At 71.5% G+C, this 22,440-nt stretch carries 12 protein-coding genes; 7 read left to right on the top strand and 5 right to left on the bottom strand.

What is annotated here, in order from left to right:
* Nucleotides 1–118 precede the first annotated feature (118 nt).
* Entirely contained in the window at nt 119–3,115 is a 2,997-nt protein-coding gene (locus ACFV6E_RS13295; protein ID WP_385461312.1) for an ATP-binding protein, read from the top strand.
* 169 nt (nt 3,116–3,284) lie between these two features.
* On the opposite strand, the gene serA is transcribed toward ACFV6E_RS13295, so the two are convergent.
* Both serA and ilvC read right to left on the bottom strand, forming a co-directional pair.
* The gene (serA, locus tag ACFV6E_RS13300) at nt 3,285–4,874 is read right to left on the bottom strand and encodes a phosphoglycerate dehydrogenase (protein ID WP_385163122.1); all 1,590 of its coding nucleotides are present in this window, start codon (nt 4,872–4,874) and stop codon (nt 3,285–3,287) included.
* A 265-nt stretch (nt 4,875–5,139) separates the two neighbouring features.
* Nucleotides 5,140–6,129, bottom strand: a complete 990-nt coding sequence (gene ilvC / locus ACFV6E_RS13305; RefSeq protein ID WP_385461585.1) for a ketol-acid reductoisomerase — start codon at nt 6,127–6,129, stop codon at nt 5,140–5,142.
* A 175-nt stretch (nt 6,130–6,304) separates the two neighbouring features.
* Here ilvC and ACFV6E_RS13310 point away from each other — a divergent pair, with 175 nt between their 5' ends.
* From ACFV6E_RS13310 to ACFV6E_RS13320, 3 genes are all read left to right on the top strand, one after another.
* Entirely contained in the window at nt 6,305–7,270 is a 966-nt protein-coding gene (locus tag ACFV6E_RS13310) for a ferritin-like protein (RefSeq protein WP_385461588.1), read from the top strand.
* A gap of 147 nt (nt 7,271–7,417) precedes the next feature.
* Nucleotides 7,418–8,281 carry a hypothetical protein gene (locus ACFV6E_RS13315; protein ID WP_385461315.1) on the top strand — a complete coding sequence of 288 codons (864 nt, stop codon included), beginning with the start codon at nt 7,418–7,420 and terminating at the stop codon, nt 8,279–8,281.
* Between the two features lie 12 nt (nt 8,282–8,293).
* Nucleotides 8,294–9,346: a hypothetical protein gene (locus ACFV6E_RS13320; protein WP_385461318.1), complete on the top strand. Its 1,053-nt coding sequence runs from the start codon at nt 8,294–8,296 to the stop codon at nt 9,344–9,346.
* A 36-nt stretch (nt 9,347–9,382) separates the two neighbouring features.
* Here ACFV6E_RS13320 and ACFV6E_RS13325 read toward each other — a convergent pair whose 3' ends face one another.
* Complete coding sequence (locus ACFV6E_RS13325) at nt 9,383–10,036, bottom strand: sigma factor (RefSeq protein ID WP_385461321.1); 654 nt, start codon at nt 10,034–10,036, stop codon at nt 9,383–9,385.
* Between the two features lie 410 nt (nt 10,037–10,446).
* On the opposite strand from ACFV6E_RS13325, the gene ACFV6E_RS13330 reads away from it, so the two are divergent.
* From ACFV6E_RS13330 to ACFV6E_RS13340, 3 genes are all read left to right on the top strand, one after another.
* Complete coding sequence (locus ACFV6E_RS13330; RefSeq protein ID WP_385461324.1) at nt 10,447–13,266, top strand: ATP-binding protein; 2,820 nt, start codon at nt 10,447–10,449, stop codon at nt 13,264–13,266.
* Between the two features lie 126 nt (nt 13,267–13,392).
* Nucleotides 13,393–13,734, top strand: coding sequence for a hypothetical protein (locus ACFV6E_RS13335; RefSeq protein WP_385461327.1), 342 nt, complete (start codon nt 13,393–13,395; stop codon nt 13,732–13,734).
* 43 nt (nt 13,735–13,777) lie between these two features.
* On the top strand, nt 13,778–14,089 hold the full coding sequence (locus tag ACFV6E_RS13340; protein WP_385461330.1) for a WhiB family transcriptional regulator: 312 nt from the start codon (nt 13,778–13,780) through the stop codon (nt 14,087–14,089).
* A gap of 78 nt (nt 14,090–14,167) precedes the next feature.
* Here ACFV6E_RS13340 and ACFV6E_RS13345 read toward each other — a convergent pair whose 3' ends face one another.
* Together ACFV6E_RS13345 and ACFV6E_RS13350 are read right to left on the bottom strand one after the other, a co-directional pair.
* The gene (locus tag ACFV6E_RS13345) at nt 14,168–21,139 is read right to left on the bottom strand and encodes a glycoside hydrolase domain-containing protein (protein WP_385461333.1); all 6,972 of its coding nucleotides are present in this window, start codon (nt 21,137–21,139) and stop codon (nt 14,168–14,170) included.
* A 317-nt stretch (nt 21,140–21,456) separates the two neighbouring features.
* Complete coding sequence (locus ACFV6E_RS13350) at nt 21,457–22,335, bottom strand: hypothetical protein (protein ID WP_385461336.1); 879 nt, start codon at nt 22,333–22,335, stop codon at nt 21,457–21,459.
* Nucleotides 22,336–22,440 lie beyond the last annotated feature (105 nt).

The raw sequence follows: 22,440 nt of genomic DNA on the forward strand, positions 1-22,440 counted from the left end.
GACCAGTTCCGGAACTGGTCCCCCCACCGCCTGCCGCCATACCGCTGCCGCCCGCCCCGGAAGGGCGGCGCCGGACGACGCGGGCCCCCTGTCGGTGCCACGTGCCAGGATGGTCGGCGTGACACAGCCATTCGGGACGCCGTTCATCGGCCGCGCCGGTGAACTGGCCCGGCTCACCGGCGTATTGGACCGGGCCCGCGCGGGCGAGCCCCGGGCCGTGCTCATCGCCGGGGACGCCGGCGTCGGCAAGACCCGGGTGCTCACGGAGGCCGCCCGGCACGCCGCGGACACCGGTACGACGGTGCTCACCGGCCACTGCGTCGACCTCGGCGACGTCGGCCTGCCGTATCTGCCGTTCACCGAGATCCTCGGGGCGCTCGCCGACGACGCGCGGTTCGCGCCCGCGCTGGCCGCGCACCCGGCGGCGGGGCGGCTGCTCGGCGGCACCGACGGCATCTCGGACGCGGGCGGCCGGCTCCGCCTGTTCGAGAGTCTGGCGGGGCTGCTCGAGGACGTCGCCGCCACCGCCCCGCTCGCGCTGGTCATCGAGGACCTGCACTGGGCCGACCAGTCCTCCCGCGACCTGCTGCGTTTCCTGCTCAGCCGCGGTCCGCTCCAGCGCCCGCAGGGGCTGCGGCCCGCCCCGGGAGGCGAACCTGCTCCGGCCGGACACCGCATCGCCGTCCTCTCCTCGTACCGCTCGGACGATCTGCACCGCCGCCATCCGCTGCGCCCGCTCCTCGCCGAGCTGGTCCGGCTGCCCGCCGTCGAGCGGCTCGAACTGCGGCCCATGGCCGACGCGGAGATGACCCGCCTGGTGCGCGCCCTGCGCACGGACACGGTGCCGGACACCACGGTCCGCCGCATCGTCGAGCGCGCCGAGGGCAACGCGTTCTACGCGGAGGAACTGCTCGCCGCCACCGCGGACCCGCTGCCCGGCACGGGCGGCGAGGCCATGCCCAGCGGTCTGGCCGACGTCCTCCTCATCCGGTTCGAGCACCTGTCCGTCACCGCCCAGCAGGTGCTGCGCACGGCCGCCGTGGCCGGCCGCCGCGTGGAGCACGACCTGCTGCGCGACGCCGTCCGACTCCCCGACGACGCGCTGGAATCGGCGCTGCGCGAGGCCGTCGGCCGGCAGCTCCTCGTCCCCGCCGACGGCGACACGTACACCTTCCGGCACGCCCTGACCCGCGAGGCCGTCTACGCCGATCTGCTGCCGGGCGAGCGGGTCCGGCTGCACCGCGCGTTCGCCGGGCTGCTCGCCGAGCGCGGCGACCGGGCGCAGAGCGCCGCGGAGCGCGCCCACCACTCACGGGAGAGCCACGACCTGGCCGACGCGCTGCGGGCCTCCCTCGAAGCCGCCGACCACGCGGCCCAGCTCGGCGCGCCCGCCGAGGAGCTGCGCCACCTCGAATCCGCCCTCGACCTGTGGCCCGCCGTACCGGCCGCCGAACTCCCGCAGGACGGCCTCGACACGGTCACCCTCACCCTGCGCGCCTCCGCGGCCGCGGCGCACGCCGGGGAGAGCCACCGAGCGGTGTCCCTGACCCGCACCGCGCTGGCCCGTACGGGCTCGGACGCGGACTCCGAACTCGCCGTCCGCGTCCGCTACACCCTGGCCGGGAACCTGATCCGCGTCGACCGTCTGAAGGCCGCCTTCACCTACAGCAGCGAGGCGCTCGCCATGATTCCGGCGGAGCCCCCGTCGCGGACCTGGGTGTGGGCGGCGGCCACGCACGTCCTGGCGGCCCGCCACATGGGGTACGACGACGAGGCCCGGCGCCTCGCCCAGCAGGCCCTGCGCACCGCCGAGGACCTGGAACTGCCCGACGCGCGGGCCGACCTGACGATCTCCCTGGTCGGTCTCGGGGACGGCACCCGGAGCACACCGGAGGGCCGGTCCCGGCTGCGGGAGGCCCGCGACCTGGCCCGGCGCGCGGGCAACGCCTCGGTCGAGACCCGCGCCCTGTACAACCTGGCCGTCGGCTGTTACGAGTCCGGCGGCCTGGACGAGTGCCTGACCTGGCTCTTTGAAGGACTCGGCCGGGCCGGCCGGACCGGCCTGCTCACCTCGCCGTACGCGCTGGAGCTGCGCTACCTCCAGTCCCTCGTGCTCTACACCCTCGGCCGCTGGGACGAGTGCGCCCGCGCCGCCGCCGAGGACGCCGGCCGGCTGCCCGTCGCGGCCCGCTTCGCCACCGGCCCCGCGCTGTACGTCGCCCTGGCGCGCGGCGACGAACAGGCCGCCGACCGGGCCCGTGCCCTGCTCGACGGCCCGTTCGACTGGATGGCCACGCTCGTCGCGAGCGTCATACTGGTCGACGCCGCCGCCGTCCGGGGCGGAGCGGCGGAGGCCGTCGACCGGCTGCGCGGGACGCTCGCGGACCTCACCGACGAATCGGGCGACGACCGCCCCGACATCGGCATCCGCCTCGTCGCCCTGGCCCTGGCCGCCGTCGCCGACACCGCCGCGGAACTGCGGCTGACCGGCGACATGGCGGGCGCCCGGCGCTGGTCGGACACCGCGGAGGAGCTGACGGAGCTGGCCCGGAGCACGGCCGCGAAGGGCGGGCCCGGTTCCGCACCGGGCCCGGAGAGCCGGGCCTGGCTCGCCCGCGCCGAGGCGGAACGGCTGCGCGCCCGCTCCGGCCCCGACGTCACGGCCTGGGAGAAGGCCGTCGCCGCGTTCGACTACGGCGACCCCTACGAGCTGTCCCGCTGCCGGCGCCGCCTCGCCGAAGCGCTGCTGGCCGCCGACCGCCGCGAGGAGGCGGCCGAACAGGCCCGCGCGGCACACGACACCGCCGTCCGCCTGGGCGCCGCACCACTGCGCGAGGCCCTGGACGCCCTGATCCGCCGCGGCCGCCTCGGCCCGGCCCCGTCCACCGCCCAGGACACCACCGCCCTGACGGCCCGCGAGGACGAGGTCCTGCGCCTGCTGGCCCGCGGCCGCACCAACCGCCAGATAGGCGAGGAACTCTTCATCAGCGGCAAGACGGCCAGCGTCCACGTCTCCAACATCCTGGCGAAACTGGGCGCGGCGGGCCGCACGGAGGCGGTGGCGATCGCGTACCGGGAGGGACTGATAGAGCAGGAAAGGGAACGCCGGGTGTAACCGGATCTCTCCAGTTACACCCGGCGTTCGCAGTCTCCCGGCCGGCACCTCCCAGCCCGTCCGGCGTTTGAGGACGAGGCCGTCCAGGCCGATCAAGCGGGGGTCTGGGGGCGGCAGCCCCCGGAAAGCAGGGGCCTGGGGGCGGCAGCCACCAGCGGGGCGGGCGACCTCAGACGAGGTTGACCGACCGCCCCGACGTCGCGCCGATCTCCTCAGCCACCTCCGTAAGCACCGGCTGCGGCACCGTGTCGTCCACGGTCAGGATCGCCAGCGCCTCGCCGCCGGCCGCCGCACGGGCGACCTGCATACCGGCGATGTTGATCCCGGCCTCGCCGAGCACCCGGCCGACCGTGCCGACCACGCCGGGACGGTCCTCGTAGCGCAGCACGACCATGTGGTCGGCGAGCGCGAGGTCCACGTCGTACTCGCCGACGGCGACGATCTTCTGGAGGTGCTTGGGGCCGGCCAGCGTGCCGGAGACCGAGACCTCCTGGCCGTCGCCGAGCGTGCCGCGCACGGTGACCACGTTGCGGTGGTCCGGGGACTCCGAGCTGGTGGTCAGCCGCACCTCGACGCCGCGCTCCTGCGCGAACAGCGGCGCGTTCACGTACGAGACGGTCTCGTCGACGACGTCCTCGAAAACGCCCTTGAGCGCGCTGAGTTCGAGCACCTTCACGTCGTGCTGGGTGATCTCGCCGTACACCTCGACGTCGAGGCGGACCGCGACCTCGCCCGCGAGGGCGGTGAAGATGCGGCCGAGGCGCTCGGCGAGCGGCAGGCCCGGCTTGACGTCCTCGGCGATGACGCCGCCCTGGACGTTCACCGCGTCCGGGACCAGCTCACCGGCGAGCGCGAGCCGCACCGAGCGGGCGACGGCGATACCGGCCTTCTCCTGCGCCTCGTCCGTGGAGGCGCCGAGGTGCGGGGTGCAGACGACCTGGTCGAGCTCGAAGAGCGGGGAGTCGGTGCAGGGCTCCTTGGCGTACACGTCGAGGCCGGCGCCGGCGACGCGGCCCTCCTTGAGCGCCGAGTACAGCGCCTCCTCGTCGACGATCCCGCCGCGCGCGGCGTTGACGATGCGCACCGACGGCTTGACCTTGTGCAGCGCCTCGTCGCCGATGAGACCGAGGGTCTCGGGCGTCTTGGGCAGGTGCACGGTGATGAAGTCGGAGACCTCGAGCAGCTCGTCCAGCGAGAGGACCTTCACGCCCATCTGCGCGGCGCGCGCGGGCTGCACGTACGGGTCGTACGCGACGACCTTCATGCCGAAGGCGGACATGCGCTGGGCGACCAGGGCGCCGATGCGGCCGAGGCCGACGACGCCGAGGGTCTTCTCGGCCAGCTCGACGCCCGTGTACTTGGAGCGCTTCCACTCGCCGTTCTTCAGGGCGGAGTTGGCCTGCGGGATGTTGCGCGCGGTGGCCAGGATGAGGCCGCAGGCCAGCTCGGCCGCGGTCACGATGTTCGAGGTGGGGGCGTTGACGACCATCACGCCGGCCTTGGTGGCGGCGGAGACGTCCACGTTGTCCAGGCCGACGCCGGCTCGTGCGACGACCTTCAGCTTCTTCGCCGCGGCGACGGCCTCGGCGTCGACCTTGGTGGCCGAGCGGATCAGGATCGCGTCGACGTCGGCGATCGCGGGCAGCAGCTCGGCGCGGTCCGCGCCGTTGCACTGCCGGATCTCGAAGTCCGGGCCCAAGGCGTCGACGGTCGCGGGCGACAGCTCTTCAGCGATGAGTACGACAGGTTTCGAGCTCACGTGAGTCCTCACAAATCCAATGCGGACGGCCGTCCCGACGGCCGCATGCGGTGGAGGTTGGCTACCGCGTGGAAGACGCACGACGCTGTGGGCCTGACGCGTATGTTGTGCAGCAGTGTAGTGCCGCCGCGGAGGCCGTCCTGCGCCTCCTGAAAAGGATCACCCATCCGATGGCGGACGGGATCGACAACGCGGTGTTCAGGGGCGTTACCCGGGGTTCACCGCAGGGGCCGGAGCGGCTGCCCCGGCCCCTGCGGCGTACGGCTCACGCCTCTTCGTCGACCCAGCTCATGAGCTTGCGCAGCTCCTTGCCTGTGGTCTCCAGCAGGTGCTCGGAGTCCTGCTTCTTGTACTCGTTGTACTTCTTCAGACCGCTGTGGTACTCGTCCATCCAGTTACGGGCGAAGGTGCCGTCCTGGATCTCGGCGAGGATCTGCTTCATCTCGGCCTTGGTGGCGTCGTTGATGATCCGCGGGCCGGAGACGTAGTCGCCCCACTCGGCGGTCTCGGAGATCGACCAGCGCATCTTCTCCAGGCCGCCCTCGTACATGAGGTCCACGATCAGCTTCAGCTCGTGCAGGCACTCGAAGTAGGCGATCTCCGGCTGATAGCCGGCCTCGGTCAGCGTCTCGAAACCGGCCTTGACCAGCGCCGTGGTCCCCCCGGCGAGCACGGCCTGCTCGCCGAACAGGTCGGTCTCGGTCTCTTCCGTGAAGGTCGTCCTGATCACACCGGCGCGGGTACCGCCGATGCCCTTGGCGTACGACAGGGCCAGCTCCAAGGCACTGCCGGTCGCGTCCTGTTCGACGGCCACGAGACAGGGCACGCCGCGGCCTTCCTCGTACTGGCGGCGGACCAGGTGGCCCGGGCCCTTGGGGGCGACCATGCAGACGTCGACGCCGGCCGGGGGCTTGATGAAGTCGTAGCGGATGTTCAGGCCGTGGCCGAAGAACAGCGCGTCGCCGTCGTTCAGGTTCGGCGCGATGTGCTCCTCGTAGACCTTCGCCTGGATCGGGTCCGGGACCAGGATCATGATGACGTCGGCCTCGGCGGACGCCTCCGCGGGAGTGACTACGCGCAGGCCTTGCTCCTCGGCCCTGGCCTTGGACTTGGAGCCCTCGTGCAGACCGACGCGCACGTCGACACCCGAGTCGCGCAGCGACAGCGCGTGGGCGTGGCCCTGGCTGCCGTAGCCGATGACCGCGACCTTGCGGCCCTGGATGATGGAGAGGTCGGCGTCCGCGTCGTAGAACAGCTCAGCCTTGGGTCACACCTTTCATCGGTAACCGAAACACAGTCTGACTTCTACCATGCGCCGAAGCACGCGCATGGATCATGACCCAACAGTGTGGAAGATGCTTTTCGGCCGACTGTCACAGATACCCCGGCCGCCCTGTCAGTGAGGTGACTCCGGGGGCGCGCCTGCCGGCATCGCGACGCCGGCGAATCTGCGCGAGCACCTCCAGTGGGCCATCGAGGTGGAACACGCCACAATGCCGCCGTACCTCACGGCCCTGTACTCCCTCGACCCCGAGCGGAACGCGGACGCCGCACAGCTCGTCAGCGGTGTGTTCGTCGAGGAGATGATCCACCTCGCCCTGGCCGCGAACCTGCTCAACGCGGTCGGCGGACAGCCCCGACTGGACGCGCCGCATCTGCTGCCGCCCCCTCCGCGGACCATGCCGCACGCCGACCCGTCCATCGAGCTGGCCCTGCTGCCGTTCGGTCAGGAGGCCCTCGGGATGTTCCTCCGGCTGGAACAGCCGGCGCACCCGGGAGATCCCGCCGAGGACGACGACTACGAGACCATCGGGCAGTTCTACGACGCGATCGAGAAGGGCCTGCGCCGTCTGTGCGCCGGACTGGGGGAGGACCAGGTCTTCACCGGGGACCCCGCCCGGCAGGTGACCGGAGGCCCCTTCGCCCACACGGCGGGACACCTCAGCCCGGTCACCGGTCTGGATTCGGCGCTCGCGGCGCTGGAGGAGATCGTCGAGCAGGGGGAAGGCGCGGTCCGCGCCGACGTCTGGGACGGTGACGTCGACCTGTTCCATCCCGATACCAAGGCGGTCTCCCACTATTACCGCTTCCAGGAACTCGTCCTGGGCCGGCGCTACCGGCCCGGTGACACACCCGAGTCCGGCCCCACCGGCGACGCGGTGACCGTGGACCCCGCCGGGATCCGCCCCTTGCGCCCCAACCCGCGGCTGGAGGACCACCCCGAGGGCAGCGCTGTCCGCACCGCGCGGGAGGCGTTCAACAGGACGTACTGCAAGATGCTGCACCAGCTGGAGCAGGCTTTCAACGGCAACCCAACAATGCTGGGGATGTCCGCGGGCCCGACTTTCGACCACGTCGCACCTGAGGACCGCGACTGCGTCATGCCCTCGGACTGACGTCCAACTGACATGGCGGGCCGCCCAGAGCGTGCGCGGCCCGCCGTCATCCGTTCGAGGCGTTTGCCGGCGAACCGCGCCCTACCGGCTGCCATGACGGCGAACCTGGTCGTTCGAAAGGCCGAGGGGACGTACTGGAGGTACCGGGTGGTCGACTCCCTGATCGAAGCGGTCCACGGGGAGATGCCCCCGCGGGGACCGGAACGGCGCAAATGGTTCTGGTGGAAGTCGGGGACGGCGGTGGTCGTCTCCCTGGTCGCTGCCTGGACCGGAATCTACTTCGGCTTCCTCGCCGACGACTTGACCGCGGAACGGCACGCGAAGCGGGACAACGACGTCGCCGAGCGTCTCGACAAGGAGGTCCCGCCTTTCGACGCCTCCGTGGTCGAGGACTGGAACCGGCGCAGGCCCATCGGCTACGTGCTCGACCGGAGGCTCACCGAGGACGAGCGCGGAAAGCTCGCCGACAGCACGGGGACCGGCTATGTGCGGTCGTTGGGTGCGCGGCCGGTACGCGGATGCGGTGAAGGGGAAGGCTGCGGCACCGTCCAGTACTTCATGAAGATGTCCAGCCAGAAGGCGCAGGACCAGATCGACATCGTCGACCTGACCGTGCGTAAGCTCCGCTGCACCGAGCCCGCGACACAGACCCTGTTCTCCCTGCCGTCGGGCGAGAGCAACCGGCCCACTCCGCTGTACGTGAACCTGACGTCCGCCAAGAGCCCGCAGTTCATGGTGAAGGACGTGGAGAACGGCGGAACGGCACCGTTCAGCGAGATGGGCGGTGGCGGAGACACCGTCGGAGGCGGTGCGCTGCCGTCGAAGTTCATCATCGACGTGGACTCCGCCCGCACCTGCACATGGCGCATCGGAGTCACCTATCTCCCCAACGGCCGGCTCGACGACTTCGAGTACGGCGAGGTCCCGACGGATCTGCGCGGCGACAGTCTGCCGGTGGATCCGGACGAGCACTGGTCCAACGGGGACGGGCACTGGAAGCGGGCGAACTGACGGATGCCGGACATGAAGCGAACGCTGCCGGGAGTCCTGTGCCTGGCGCTTGTACTGGTGACCGCGGGGTGCGACTCGGACCCGGGCGCTGATGAAGCCCCGGACGGACGACGGACCGCGGCGGAGGGCCGGGTGAAGACGTGTCCGCCGCCTGACCGGCTGGAGAAGGACGCGACGGGTGCACAGGTCGCGGACACCTCGATCTCACGTTCCCTGTGCGTCGACGACTACATCGCGCTGGAGAAGCGCACGGGCTTCAGCGACTTCTCCGACTTCGAATACCTGCTGGGCCGGACGACGAGGAGCGGGAAGCTGGAACTGTCCCTGCCGGAGGACCCGCACAACCCCTGGCAACAGCGGATGGTCAGTTGCCTGAACCTCGATCTGAGGCGGGCGCCCGGTGCCGTCCAGGAGTTCTTCGGCTGCCGTGGCTGGGGAGAGGGCGCGACCGCGGAGCAACGGAAGGTCGCGAAGGCGGCGGAGCGTTGGTACCGGGCGGTGGGCGAACTGAACGCGACCCTGACGACGCACGAGGACCCTGCCGACCGGCTCTGCCGGCTGTACACGAGGGGCTCGCAGCACGCGTTCGCGCAGGCCGAGTCCGGAGATCTCGGCGGCGGCCTCACCGACGCCGATGTCAGCGGCAGTGGCCTCAGCGGCAGTGGCCTCAGCGGCACTGGCCTCAACGGCAGTGGTCCCGGCGGTTCGTGTCCGGGGATGATGGCCGCCTTCTGGGAGGCGAGCCCCTGGCTGGCCGCGCGGCAGCCCGCCGTCAAGAAGGCCGTGATCGATCCGCGGCTGGTCCAGGTCTCGGGGCGACGGGCCGCCGTCCACCCCGACGCGTACTCCGTCGACCCGGCGGTCCCCATCGCCGACAACTCGCCCAGCGGACGCAAGTGGGCCGAGTGCAGGAACGCCGAGCTCAGCGACGGCATCCTGTTCTTCCGCAGGGAGGAGAACCGGTGGAAGCTGGACACCGTCGTCAGTAAGTCCCGGGGATCCGGATCCACCTGCGGTGACGCGGGGAACCCGGAAACCACACCGTCTCCCACTGGTTCCCACTGATTGCCACCGATTCCCAGTGATCTCGACGCTCGGGTGTCACCACGACCGGCCACCCTGCGACCGGTGCGCCTCGACCATCAGCAGCGCCTCCAGCCGGGTCAGGTCGCCCGAGCGCGCGGCCGTCAGGAAGGCGGTCAGCAGACGCCGGTGTTCCACCGCGCTCACCGGCCGGGGCCGGCGTCCGCCGGACAGTCGCTTGCCGGCCCGGCTGACGAGTTGGCGGGCGTTGACCTCGCTGGTCCGCAGGGAGCCGGCGATCCGGCTGTAGGGGTAGTCGAACGCCACGCGGAGGACGTAGGCGGCCCGCTCGGTGGCATCGAGCCTTTCGAGCAGCAGACGCAGGGCGGAGGCCAGCTTCTCCGCCTGCTCGGCCAGCGCGGCCGGATCGGCGCTGGTGTCGACGGTGGCGGAAGCGCTCGGAGGGGTGTGTGTCTCATGGCGCGCATGGGCGGACTGGGCGACGTTGAGGGCCAGACGCACGGTGGTCCGCGTGAGGAAGGCCGGTGGATTCAGCACCTCGGCACGGTCGGTCCGCTGCCAGCGCAGCCATGCGTCCTGGACGATGTCCTCGGCCCCGGCCGCGCTGCCCAGGACGCGGTGCGCGACGTTGAGGAGCCGTGGACGGAGTGCGATGAACGCGGACACCGCGTCGTTCGGTGTCTCGGCGGAAACCAGTGTGCCGGAACGCATGCTGTCTCCCAGGCGAAGTGAGTCTTTGCGGTGGCGGCCCGTCGGTCCGGGCGGTCTGCTGTCGGCCGAGCGGTTACGGGACCAGCAGTGACAGGACCAGCGTCCGAGCTCGCCCCAGGTGGAACATCGGTCATACGACTGCGCGACGTGGACGGAGATTTCGGCTCGCTGCCTCGTTCGCCGGTGGTTCCGCCGCTTCCGGACACCAGGACGGCACCCGCGCACGGTCCTTCGCCCTTACGCCACCATTACGCCCGGAGTACCGCCCGTACGCCACGAATGCGGGCGAATCGTGGGGCCGTGCAGTCATCAGAGAGTCGTTTGACTGATGCTCGAGTCATATCCGGTGTGCCTGGGGCCGCAGTTGGCCGGTAGCCTTCGAGCGTGGCCGCGATCAGAGGAAGCCGTACATGCTGAGCCCGATGGACCGCAGGTCGTCGGCCGACGGGCAGGCCGTACGGACCGGCGCCGGCGGACAGACGGTGATCGGCCGGGACGAGGAACTGCGCCTGCTGCGCGGGCTGCTGACGAACGCGGCGACGGGGAACGGCAGCGCGCTGCTGATCTCGGGCAGCGCCGGTGTGGGCAAGTCCGCGCTGCTGCGCAGGCTCAGCGCCGACGCGGCGGCCCAGCACTTCCGCGTGCTGCGCACGTCCGGCGTGGAAACCGAGCAGTGGCTGCCCTTCGCGGCGCTGCAACTGCTGCTTCAGCCGGCCTCCCGTGAGATCGAGAAGCTGCCCGCCCCGCACCGGCTCGCGCTCAGCGGGGCGTTCGGGGCGACCGAGGCCGAGCCGCACATCTACCGGGTCGGGCTGGCCGTACTCGAACTGCTGGCGGACGCCGCCGAGCGCCGGCCGCTGCTGCTGCTCGTCGACGATCTGCAGTGGATCGACACGTCCAGCCGTGACGTACTGAGGTTCGTGTCCCGGCGGACCCGTGATCTCGCCGTCCTGGTCGTCAGCGCCGCCCGGACCACGTCCCCCGACTCGTACAGCACCGGAGCACAGCCCGACCTGGTCCTGGAACCGCTCGGCCAAGAGGCCGCCGCCGAACTGCTCGACTCCGGCGCCCCCGGCCTGGCGGCGCCCGTGCGCGCCCTCGTCCTCGAGCGCGCCGCGGGCAACCCGCTCGCCCTCGTCGAACTGCCCAAGGCGGTGCAGGGCACCTCCGCCCACCCGGAGGACCTGCCACTGACCCAGCGGCTGGAGGCCGCCTTCGCCGCGCGCACCGACTCGGCGAGCCGGGAGTGCCGTACGTTCCTGCTGGCCCTGGCGGCCGAGCCGACGGCGCCGCTGAACCGGCTCTTCGACGTGGCGAGCGGCCTCGCGGGCGCGGAGGTCTCCGTGCACGCCCTCCAGGAGGCGGTCGACGCGGGCCTGGTCGTACTGGTCGGCCGGACGCCCGAGTTCCGGCATCCGCTGATGCGCTCCGCGATCTACACCCGGGCCAGTGTCGCCGACCGGCTGTCCACCCACCGCGCCCTCGCCACGGCGCTGGAGGACTCGCCCGGACGCCACCTGGTCCACCTGGCCGCCTCCACCCTCGGCCCGGACGACGAACTGGCGGCCCGGCTCGAGAGCTACGCCGACGCCGCCCAGGCCCGGGGCCAGGTGGCGGCGGCCGTCCCGGCCCTGCGCCAGGCGGGCGAACTCGTCCACGACGTGCGCCGCCGGACCGGCATCCTGATCCGGGCGGCCGAGCTGGCCAGCGAGGTCAACGACCGCATCCACACGCAGATGCTGCTCGACCGTGCGGACCTCGGGGAGCTGGGCCCCACGGAGCGGGCCCGCCTGATGCTCGTGTCCGACAAGGCCGCCTTCGAGCCGGACGAGCCGCAGCGCCGGATCCAGGACATGGTCGCCGCCGCGGTCGGAGCGTTCGACGTGGGCAGCGTGGACGTCGCCGAGAACCTGCTGTGGCGCGCGGCCGCACGCTGCTTCTTCCAGGACGGCGACGAACGGGTACGCGCCCGGGCGGCCACCGAACTGGACCGGTGGAACCCCGACCCGAACGCCCCGCACACGCTGACCGTCCGGGCGTACACCCAGCCGTACCGGCACGGGACCGAGCTGATGGCACGCCTCGAAGAACTCGAGCCGGACCGCCGGGACGGCCGGATCCTGCACTACCTCGGCAGCGGCTCGATGGTCATCGGCGACATCGGACGCGCCACCCGGTACTTGTCGCTGGCGGCTGCCGAGTGGCGGTCGCAGGGCAGACTCGGACTGCTCGCCCGCTCCCTCGCCGGCTCATGGCCCCGGGTGTACCTCGGCCAGCTCACCCGGGCCCGCGAGGAGTCCGCCGAGGGGCTCACCCTCGCCGAGGAGACGGGGGAGTGGATCGTCTGGCTCGGCCTCAAGGCGACCTGCGGTCTGGTGGCCGCGCTGCGCGGCGAGAGCGAGGACGCGGCGCGGACGATCCGGGAACTGCGCGCGCACAGCCTGTTCCCCGAGATGTCGTTCGTGACCGTCATGGCGCAGCAGGTCGACGGCCTGCTCGCGCTCTTCGACGGCCGGACGGCCGAGGCCTACGAGACGCTGGCCCGTGCCTTCGACCCGGAGGATCCGCACTACCACTCGGTCAGCCGCTGGCTGCTCACACCCGATCTGGCGGACGCCGCCGTGGCCGCGGGCACCGTGACACAGGCCCGCGAACTGCTGGCCGGACTCCCTGAGCTGGCGGACCGGCTGCCGTCCGAGATGATGGTGGTCGCGCGGACCTACAGCGAGGCCGTGCTCGCCCCGGACGACGTGGCGGAGGAGCGTTACCTCGCGGCGCTCGCCGAGCTGCCCGAGACCTGGACGCTGTCGCGGGCCCGGCTCCATCTGCACCACGGACGCTGGCTGCGCCGGCAGCGCCGCTACGTCGACGCACGTAAGCCGCTGCGTGCCGCGCGTGACGAGTTCGACCGGGTCGGCGCGCGGCCGTGGGCCGAGGCGGCCCGCGAGCAGTTGCGCGCGGCGGGGGAGCCGGACGGCCGGCGGCGGGTCAACACGGGGGAGCAGCTGTCGGTCCAGGAACTGCAGATTGCCGAGCTGGCCTCACAGGGGCTGAGCAACCGGGAGATCGGGCAGCGCCTGTTCATCTCGCACCGCACCGTCGGGGCACACCTGTACCGGATCTATCCGCGCCTCGGCATCTCCAGCCGCGGCAAGCTCGCCGGCGCGCTGGCCGCCCTGCGCGAGGAACACCCCGGCTCCGGCGGGCAGTCCGGCTCCGACGCGTCGTAGCCCCTGGGCCGGGCGGGTGTCACAGCCGGGCGGGTTGTCCGGTCGTTCACGTGTAGGCGGCGCCATGACACCGAGGTGAGCGGGTACCGCCGTCCCTGGCTTCTCCTGCTTTCTTTGGAGCACACGATGGACGCGAGCAAGGAGGCCGCGCGCGGCCTGACCGACATCGAGACGTTCCTGTACCGGGATGCCCACCTCCGGGCGGCTCGCCGGCGGGTGGCGGAGTTCACCGCACGGGCGCCGGGGCTGACCGAGGAACAGAGGCACGGCATCGAACGGTGGTACCTCGACGAGCAGGTGCACGTGGCCCGCATGGTCACGGACCACATCGCGGACAGCATCAGCGCCGTGGAGGAGCGGCACCGCGGCCGTATCGGGCGGTGGCTGCGCGGCACGATGATCGCGATGGCGCTGATCACCGCGGCGATGGCGGTCGGCGGCACGGTGCTCATAGGGACCGTCGGCTGAACACCGTGTCATCGCGCCACGACGACTGGAGGGCTGCTTTGCCATGGTTGTTGACAGTGAAATTCGCACCTTGTACTGGCGGGAAAGCGCGGCGTGTCTGCACGCGGACCCCGATCTGTTCTTCCCGATAGGGAGCACCGGCCCGACGGTCGAGCAGATCGATGAGGCGAAGGCCGTCTGCGGGCGTTGCCCGGTGCTGGACCAGTGCCTCGGCACGGCGCTGCGGCTGGGCCACGTGGAAGGCATCTGGGGCGGCACCACGGAGACCGAGCGCCGTGCCATGAGGCGGCTCGAAGTCCGTCGGCGCCTGGCCGCGGTCACGGTGCCACCAGCCCCGCTCCGGCTTGCGGAATGAGCGCTCGCGGAGGAGGCGACCGACCGCACGACCAGGGGCCGGCCCTCCAAGAGGACCGGCCCCAGGGGGGTACGACGGTCAGTTCCTGCCCAGCGCCCAGGAGCTGCCCCGGGTCTGCGCCCACTCGGTCGCCGGCGACCAGAGGCCGCCGCCGCCCGTGGAACCGGCTCCCGTGCCGCCGGTCCCCGACCACGCGGGCGTGGACCGACCGGAGGCCGAGGCCGACCGGTGAGCGTGGTCCGTACGGTGGAACCCGACCGTGTAGGTCCGGGTGACCGAACCGTTGGCCGAGGTCACCTTGATGGTGCGGGTGGTGAACCCGGCCCCGGTCGAGGAGACGGTGGAGCTGCCGTTGGTCACCTTCACCTTCGCGCCGGACTGGGCCGCCGTCGCGGAGACGGCCGGGACCACCGCGTTCTTCGGCCAGTCGACGACGTACGTGGTGACGTCCGGGTCGAACCCGTCGATCGCCACGCCCCCGACGGTGATCGCCCGGGCGTCGGCGACGCTGGCCTTGGTGGCGTCCGAGTGGTTCGTCACCGTGACCGAACCGTCGGAGTTGACCACCACGTCCGCCGCCATCGCCGCCGCCAGGTTGATCCGCTGCCAGCTCGCCCCGCCGTCCGCGGTGAGGTCGAGCGGGTACCCGGAGTCCGTCGCGGTCTGCTCCAGGACCTGCGTGCGCTGCTCGGTGGTGAGGTCCGGGAAGGCCGTGGTCAGCAGCGCCGCCGCGTCGGACGGCGTGGTGAGGGTCTGCCCGGCCTGCCCGGTCTGCGAGAACCCGTAGGTCAGGCGCTGCGTGTACAGGTCGATGTCCTGCGCCGTGCTCAGACCGCCGTAGGCGTCACCCGCGCACGCCTCCAGTGTGCTCCCGTAGCCCTCCTTCTCGCACTGCGCGAGCAGCACGTTCTCCATCTCGGTGTGCGCCTGCGCCAGCAGGTCCGCGAAGCCGGGGTCCGCCCACCGGTGCGCCACGGTGGCCTGTGCGGTGATACGTCCGCCCATCACGTCGAGCGGGTAGTGGAACCCGAGGACGATGCGGTTGTTCCCGTACTCCGAGGTGCGCGCCAGAATCGACGGCGCCAGCTCCGGCAGCAGCGTGGCGAGGATCGTACCGGCCTCGTAGCCGCCGTAGGTGTGGCCGCTGGGGTACGAGCCTTGCCCGGCGAGGCTGCTGTAGGAGCCGTCCTGCGACTCGTAGATGTCGCCGCCGTCACCGACGAACCCGAGCCTGACGTACGGCCGCAGGTAGTCGTAGTGGTTCTTCGCCGCGTCGTGGGTGTCGAGGCCTTGCGTGACGCGGGAGAACAGGGCGCTGGTCTTGGGCAGTTGCCCGTTCTCCAGAGCGTCGGTGTAGAGCGAGCCGAGGCGGGAGCCCAGGCCGTCGGCCATCGTGACGGTGGCGCTGTTCGTCGCGTCGACCTCGGCCCGGTCGACCTCCTTCTGTGTCGCCGCGTTGTTGATGCTCACGGTGATCTTGTCGTTCTCGGCGGTGGGCGACGTGCCGGTGGCCGGCTCGGAGTCGGCGCCGAGGACACCGGAGCCGAGGCCGTCGAAACCGCTGAGCAGGTTGGTGAAGTAGTCGCTCCCGTCGTCGGTGGCCGGCCACGCGTCGGAGGCGTACGTCGCCTTCAGCACGTCGTCCGGGAAGGGCGACGGCGTGTACGAAGCCGAGGCGGCGGAGGTGTCCGTCGCCTTCGTGTCCGCCGAGGCCGTGGCCGCGGAGTCGGCCGACGTCCCGGCCAGGGTGATCGCGGTGACGGTGGCCGTGTGGGTCCTGGCCTTGCTCTTGGCCAGGAGCAGCGCCGTGCGGAACGTGCCGGGGACGTACGCGGTGGTTCCGTCGTCCAGGGTCACGCGGTAGGCGATGACCGGGAACCCGCCGTCACCGGCGGCCTCCCAGGTCACCCGGACGAGCTTGCCGAGCGTGACCACGCTCGTCACGGTCGGCGTCTGCGGCGTGCTGCCGCCGGTGACCACGGGCTGCGTGGCCGCGCTCCGGGCCGAGGCGCCGACGGCGTTCACCGCCCGGACGCGCGCCGTGTACGACGTACCGGCCTCCAGGGAGGTGAAGACCACGCTCCGGCGCTCCGGGTCGGCGATCTCGACCTCGTGGCCGCCGCTGAGGGTGATCCGGTAGCCGGTGACCGGGGAGCCGCCGTCGTCCGCGGGCGCGGACCAGGCGACGGTCACGCCGGCGCCGGACGCGGTCGCCGACACGGCGTCGGGTGCGGTCGGTACCGTCTTCCGCTTCGTGGTGAGCCCGGACATGGCGCTGTCGAGGGCGTCGTGGCGCGCGGTGAGGGTCGGGTCCGTCGCCGCGTCGTCCGCGAGGGCGGTCTTCGCCGCGGTGAGCGCGGTGGTGAACGCCTTCCAGGAGGCGTCCGTGTAGCGCTCGTCGACGAGGGAGCCCGCGGTCGTGACCAGGTCCTCCAGCTTCAGCCTGGGCAGGGGGACCAGCTGGTTGGCGGCGAGGGTGAGGCTCCGGGTCCGGTTGTCGACCTCGAGCTGGGTCGCCGCGTCGGCACCGAGGAGGTCACGGGCGGCGGCCAGTTCGCGCTGGAAGACACCGAAGTCGATGGTGTCGTAGCGCGCCGAGTCCGCGGAGAGCGGCTGGTACTGGTCGATCGCCTTGCTCAGGGCTGTGGTGTCCGTGGTGGCGGGCGCCGTGACGTGACTGAAGGAGAACCGGCCGATGTTCGCGACGTACGGGTGCGAGGAGTCGGCGTCGGTCGTCAGCCGCAGGTGGACGGAGTGCGTGCCGGTGAGGGCCGTCGGCAGCGTCAGGCTGGTGGTCCCGCCGGACGACCACGAGGCACCCGTGACGGGCAGCGGCACGGTCGCGTCCGGCGTGCCGGGGCTGTCCGCGTCGAAGCCGTCGAGGTAGATCTGCACGGCCGAACCGGTGCCGCAGCGGGCGGAGTTGTTGGCGTAGGTGATGGTGACGGTGTTCTTCGACCGGCTGCCGAAGTCGATGTCGCCGTAGTCGAGCCAGGCTCCGTCGTAGGTGCCGCCGAGGTCGGTGGCGGAGCCCGCGTCGCTCCAGGTGGCCGTCTCGCTCTTGAGCCCGCCGCCGCTGTTGGCCTTCCACGCCGTGGCGTCGAACGTCACGGGAGCGTCGGCGTCCCGCGTCAGGGTCAGCGAGTAGACGTTGCCCACGTAGGGCTGGGCGTCGGTCTGCGTGCTGGAGACGAAGGCGGCGTACACGTCCTGGACGCCGGTGAAGACGGCCGGGTCGAGCCGTACGGTCGTGGTGGCGACGGTTCCCCAGCCGGAGCCGGTGTAGTCGAGCGGGATGTCGACGCTTCTGGCGTCGTCCTTGGCACCGAGGTGCAGCTCGATGTGCGAGTCCGACGCCGCGCGTGACTGGGGCTTGTCATAGCTGACGCTGACGGTGTCGGCGCCGTCGGAGAGGTCGGTGTCCTGCCACTCGGCCCACGCGCCGTTCGTCACGTTCTCGAAGATGCCGCCCGAGAGCTTCAGCGGCAGCGAACCGGCACCGGTCGCGGTGCTGCTCGCCGCGGTCAGCGTGGCGAGCGTGGTCTCGCCGGACGACGTGACCTCCTGAGGCGAGAACTGGAACCAGTCGAAGTTCGACACCCACTGCTGGCCGGACGGGGCGTGGAAGACGAACGTCGCACCGGACGCGTCCAGCAGCGCCTGCGCGTCGGTGACGGCCGCCTGCACGGTCGTGTAGTTCTGCCAGGAGCCCGTGCCGGGCAGCGGGACGGTGGCCACCACGGGGCCGTCGGCGGCGCCCGCGTGGACGTCGACGCTGCTCGGCTTCGCGGTCGTGGCCTGCGAGTTGGCGTAGCGGACCGAGATGCTGCGCGGGGCGACACCGCCGAAGTCGAGCGTGCCGAACCGGACCCAGGATCCCTCGGTGACGCCACCGAGGTCGCCGTCCGAGTAGTACGCCTCGCTCACCAGGCTGGGGCCCTCCTTCTCGTCGGGGTCCTCGGCCTGGAGGACGGCGTAGCCGCCCTCGTCGATGGTGAGCGCGTCGATGGCGGACTGAAGCGCGTCGTGCGCGCCCATCAGGGTGCCCGTCGTGGAGGCGGTGTCCGCGAGGACGGTCCGCGCGCGCTCCAGCGCCGACCGGAACACGCTGTAGGAGCCGTCGGAGTAGTTGCCGCCGCGCACCAGGGACGCCTGGTCGACGAGTGCGCCGAGGGCCTTGCGCTGCACCGCGGCGGCGGAGACGACGAGCGGGTCGGTCACGGAGACGCCGGTGCCGGTCACCGTGGAGGCGGACACGCCGTGGGCGAAGGCCGCGTCCTGGAACGTGATGCCGAACCGTGCGTCGGTCTTCGTGGTACCGGTGAGCGACAGCGTCGCCGTCTTCGAGCCGGTGACGCGCAGGTCCGCCTTGACGCCGTCAGGGAGGCCGGTCAGCGTCGCCGCGCCGGTCCTGGTGAGGCTGGTGCCCTTCTTGGCGGCGAACGACGCCCGTCCGGACAGGGTGAGCCGCACGCTCTTGCCGACGGTGCCGTCCGCGGTGGTGGTGACGGTGGCCGGCTCGGCGGAGACGACGGTGGTGCCCGTGCCCGAGTCGCCGCCCGTGTCACCGCCGTCGGTGTTCAGCGAGTACGCGGCCTTCGTGCGCGAGCCCCAGTCGGAGGGCTCGGCGCCCATGGTGAACTTCAGGGTGCCGCCCGCGATGATCTGCGCGTAGTCGAGCCAGGTGTTGTCGAAGCGCGAGCCGTTGAGGGTCGCGCCCTGCACGTAGTAGTTCTTCGCGGACACACCGTCGGCCTTGACCGTGAACTTCTTGCCGCTCGCGTAGGTGATCGTCGTGGAGTCGAAGAACGGGCTGCCGATCTGGAACTGGCTGGAGCCCGCGGTCACCGGGAACAGGCCCAGGGCGGCGGCGACGAACATGGTCGACATGGTGCCCGCGTCGTTGTCCATGGTCGGCAGGAAGCCGTTCGGGGAGAGCTTGTACACCTCGGTGTTCACCGGCGGGGTGAACTCACCGCCGGAGCTGGGCGCCTCGTTGGTGGAGCCCGTCGCGATGTAGCGGTTCCAGGTCTTGCCGGTGTAGATGGCGCGGACCCACTTCTGCGTCAGGCTCGGCTCGCCGACGTAGTTGAAGAGGTAGGGGGCCTGGAGGTCGATTTCGTTGGCGTTGGAGTGCAGCATGGTCGAGCCGTCTTCGGCGTCGGAGTCCTCGCCGAACATGTGCAGGACCGCGGCCTTGCCGGCCTCGGTGCCGCCCATCGCCTCGATCAGACCGCCCATGTCGTACGCGTCGTACCAGTGGTACTGCCAGAGCGTGCCCTGGTAGAGACCGGCCGCCTCGAACTTCTCGTAGTCGGCGCTCTGCCAGTCGCCGCCGGAGGCACGCGGGGTGAGCAGGCCGACCTCGGTGCCGTCGGACGCGGTCCAGGCGCCGGACTTCACGAGGTTGTCGATCGCCATGGTCGACTGGGTGCGCAGCTTCTTAGCGTCGGCGGACTTGCCGAGCGCGTCGGCGATGACGGACAGCGCCCACTGGTCGTAGCCGCGCTGGACGGTCGTCCCGGGGTCACCCGCGATGTATCCCTGCCGCAGCTGCGTCCCCGTGTAGTACCCGACGTACGACTTCAGCGCCGGGTACGCCTCGTCGAGCCGGTCGAAGTCCTTGTACCCCTTCGACAGCGCGTCGGCGATCACGACGGCCGAACGCTCCCAGCGCACGGTCGGCACCGAGTGGGTGAGGCTGCCCAGGCTCTTGCCCGAGGCGTGCGCGTCCGCGAAGAGGATGACGGCCGACTGCACCATGTCCCGGTAGGTGGCCGGGTCGATGTACGCCTCGACGGAGTACTTGCGGAAGTCGTCCCAGCTCGACCAGCCGTCGTAGTAGGTGAAGCCGTTCGCCTGGTGCACCGCTCCGTCGGCGCCGCGGTAGGTGCCGCTGGTGCTGGTGGCGTTCACCGGCGCCGCGTACATGCGGTACAGGTGCGTGTAGAACAGCTTGGTCAGCTTCGAGTCGGGGTCGGACGCCGCGGAGGACGTCACGTCGACGGCGCCGAGCGTGCTGTTCCAGTCCGCCTTCGCCTGCGCGCGCACCTCGTCGAAGCTGCGGCCGCCGACCTCGTTCTCCTGGTCGGTCACGGCCTGTTCGGCGCTGATCGGCGACAGCGTGATACGCAGCTCGATGTCGTCCCCGGCGGATTTGTCGAAGCCGAGGATCGCACCGGTGTCGGTGCCGTCCTGCGTGGTGGCGTCGCTCAGCCTGCCGTCGTTGCCCCAGCTCTTGAGCGAGGTCACGGGGGCGTTCGTGGTGGCGGCGTAGTACATCTGGTACGAGGCGCCGTTGAACGAGCCCGCGATGAGCCCGGTGATCGAGGTGGTGCCGTCCGCCAGCGTCGTCGCCCTCATGGTGGCGCGGGTGCGGCTGGTGAAGTTGTTGGCGAGGTCGAGGACCAGTTCGGGGTCCGATCCCCCGGGGAAGCTGTACCGCTCCAGCGCGGTGCGCGTCGTCGCGGTCATCTCGGCGCCGATGGTGCCCGTGCCCTGCGTCACCGCCGAACCGGTACCGGACAGGGCGCCGAGTCCCACCTGGTAGGAGCCGGGCGTGGCGCTCTCGTCGTCGTGGCTGTACGGGTGCGCGTACGTGCTGGTGGCGGGGCGGCTGCCGTACTGCACGGACGTCGGGACGACCAGCAGGTCGCCGCCGCCGCCCGAACCGCCGACACCGTCGAGGTTCGTCGCGGTGAACCCGGCGATGTGGTCCTCGTTGTGGTCGTACCCGGAGTGGCTGCGGCTCGGCGTGGTCATCGGGTTGACCTTGGCCAGGCTGTGCGGCGCCTCCGCGCCCGGCAGGTCGTTGCCGTCGTCGCCGGCGGTCGACACGAACGGGTCGACGAGCTTCGTGTAGTCCGTTGCGCCGGAGGAACCTGCGGACGTCCCCGCGGACTTCGCGGACGCCGCCGCGCCGGGTACCGCCACCGCCGTGCCGCCGCCGGTCAGGGCGGCGAGGCCGAGCGCCCCGGCGAGCAGCGCGGAGACGGTCGTACGCAGGGGGCGGCGGTGGTGCGGAGCGGCGGTGCAGGCGGTCCCGCCCACGGATTCGGGGGGTCTTCCGCGGGAGCCGGGGGCTTGGGGTCTTATGGGCACGTAAGTTCTCCAGCGTTGTCATACACGCGCACGACCCGGCCACCGGGCCGCGGTTGTCGGCCCTCGGACGGGGACAACGTTGTCAGCCCGGCCTCCGGAACGTGCTTCCTCGGGGGCGAGACGGTCGTGAGCCCGAGGACCGTGAAGACACAGCCGCCGAGATCACAACCGTCCGCCATCAGATACGGAGAAGGAGTACATCCGGCCAACACCATTTGTACAGGGGGTGCGCAGCGATGGCCGCCGCTTCCGTGCGAGCGGGCTCCCTACAGGCCGTACCGGGACTTCAGGTGCCGCCAGAAGTCGCGCAGCATCCACTTGTCGAAGTCGGTGATGGTCGTGGCGCTGCCCGCCTTCATCAGGAAGCAGCACTGGCCGGTGGGCGTCCAGTCGTAGAAGTCGTCGAGGCCGAAGGTGTGACCGACCTCGTGCAGATAGATGTGGATGTCCTCCTGGCCGAGGGCGCCGGTGAAGTACTCCTGGCCCACGCGCTGGCCCCAGTCGCCGCCCGCGCCGCCCCCGAAGCCCTTCGTGAGCCACAGGGACTGGTCGTAGTGGCGGGTCACGCCGCCGGGACAGCGCGAGTAGTCCGCGTCCTGGTGGAAGAAGCGGCCGCAGTCGGGGGCGCACTGGGGCGCGCCCTCGCTGTCGAGGACGCCGCTGTAGATGTCGACCGAGTTGTCGGTCCACTGGAGCGTCGAACGGTCCTTGACCGCCCAGCCGACGATGTTGACCTGGACGTCGGTGTACGGCCAGGCGTTGTGGCCCACGCCGTTGTCCAGCATCGCGGACATCCACTTGCGGAACTGCTTCTTCAGCGCCGCGTGGACGCTGTCGCGCAGCGCGGTGCTCACCGGGGCGTCGGACTCCCAGCGGACGCAGTAGTTGACATAGCCCTTGTTGGCCATGACCTGGTCCCAGCCGTAGTTGCGGAAGCCGTACAGGTTCGGGTAGGTCGACTCGACGTGGCTCCAGACCTCGTTCAGCGGCTGCACCAGACTGGACGGCGGATTCCAGTCGTCGGCGACCGCCGCGCGGGGCGTGGCGTCGGCGGCCTGCGCCCGCGGCGAGACCGGTGCCATGACCGCCACGACCGCCGCGAGCGCGGCCAGGACGGTGAAGAGACGCGCGAGGTGCTTGCGCATGCGAACTCCTGGTGGTGGGGGGACGGAACAGTTCTCCCTGCCAGTCGCCGCCACCGCCGCGGAGGTTGCCGGGGCGTCCGGGCGCGCGCGGCCCGCGCCGTGGAG

The sequence above is a fragment of the Streptomyces sp. NPDC059785 genome (assembly GCF_042732375.1).
Lineage (GTDB): Bacteria > Actinomycetota > Actinomycetes > Streptomycetales > Streptomycetaceae > Streptomyces.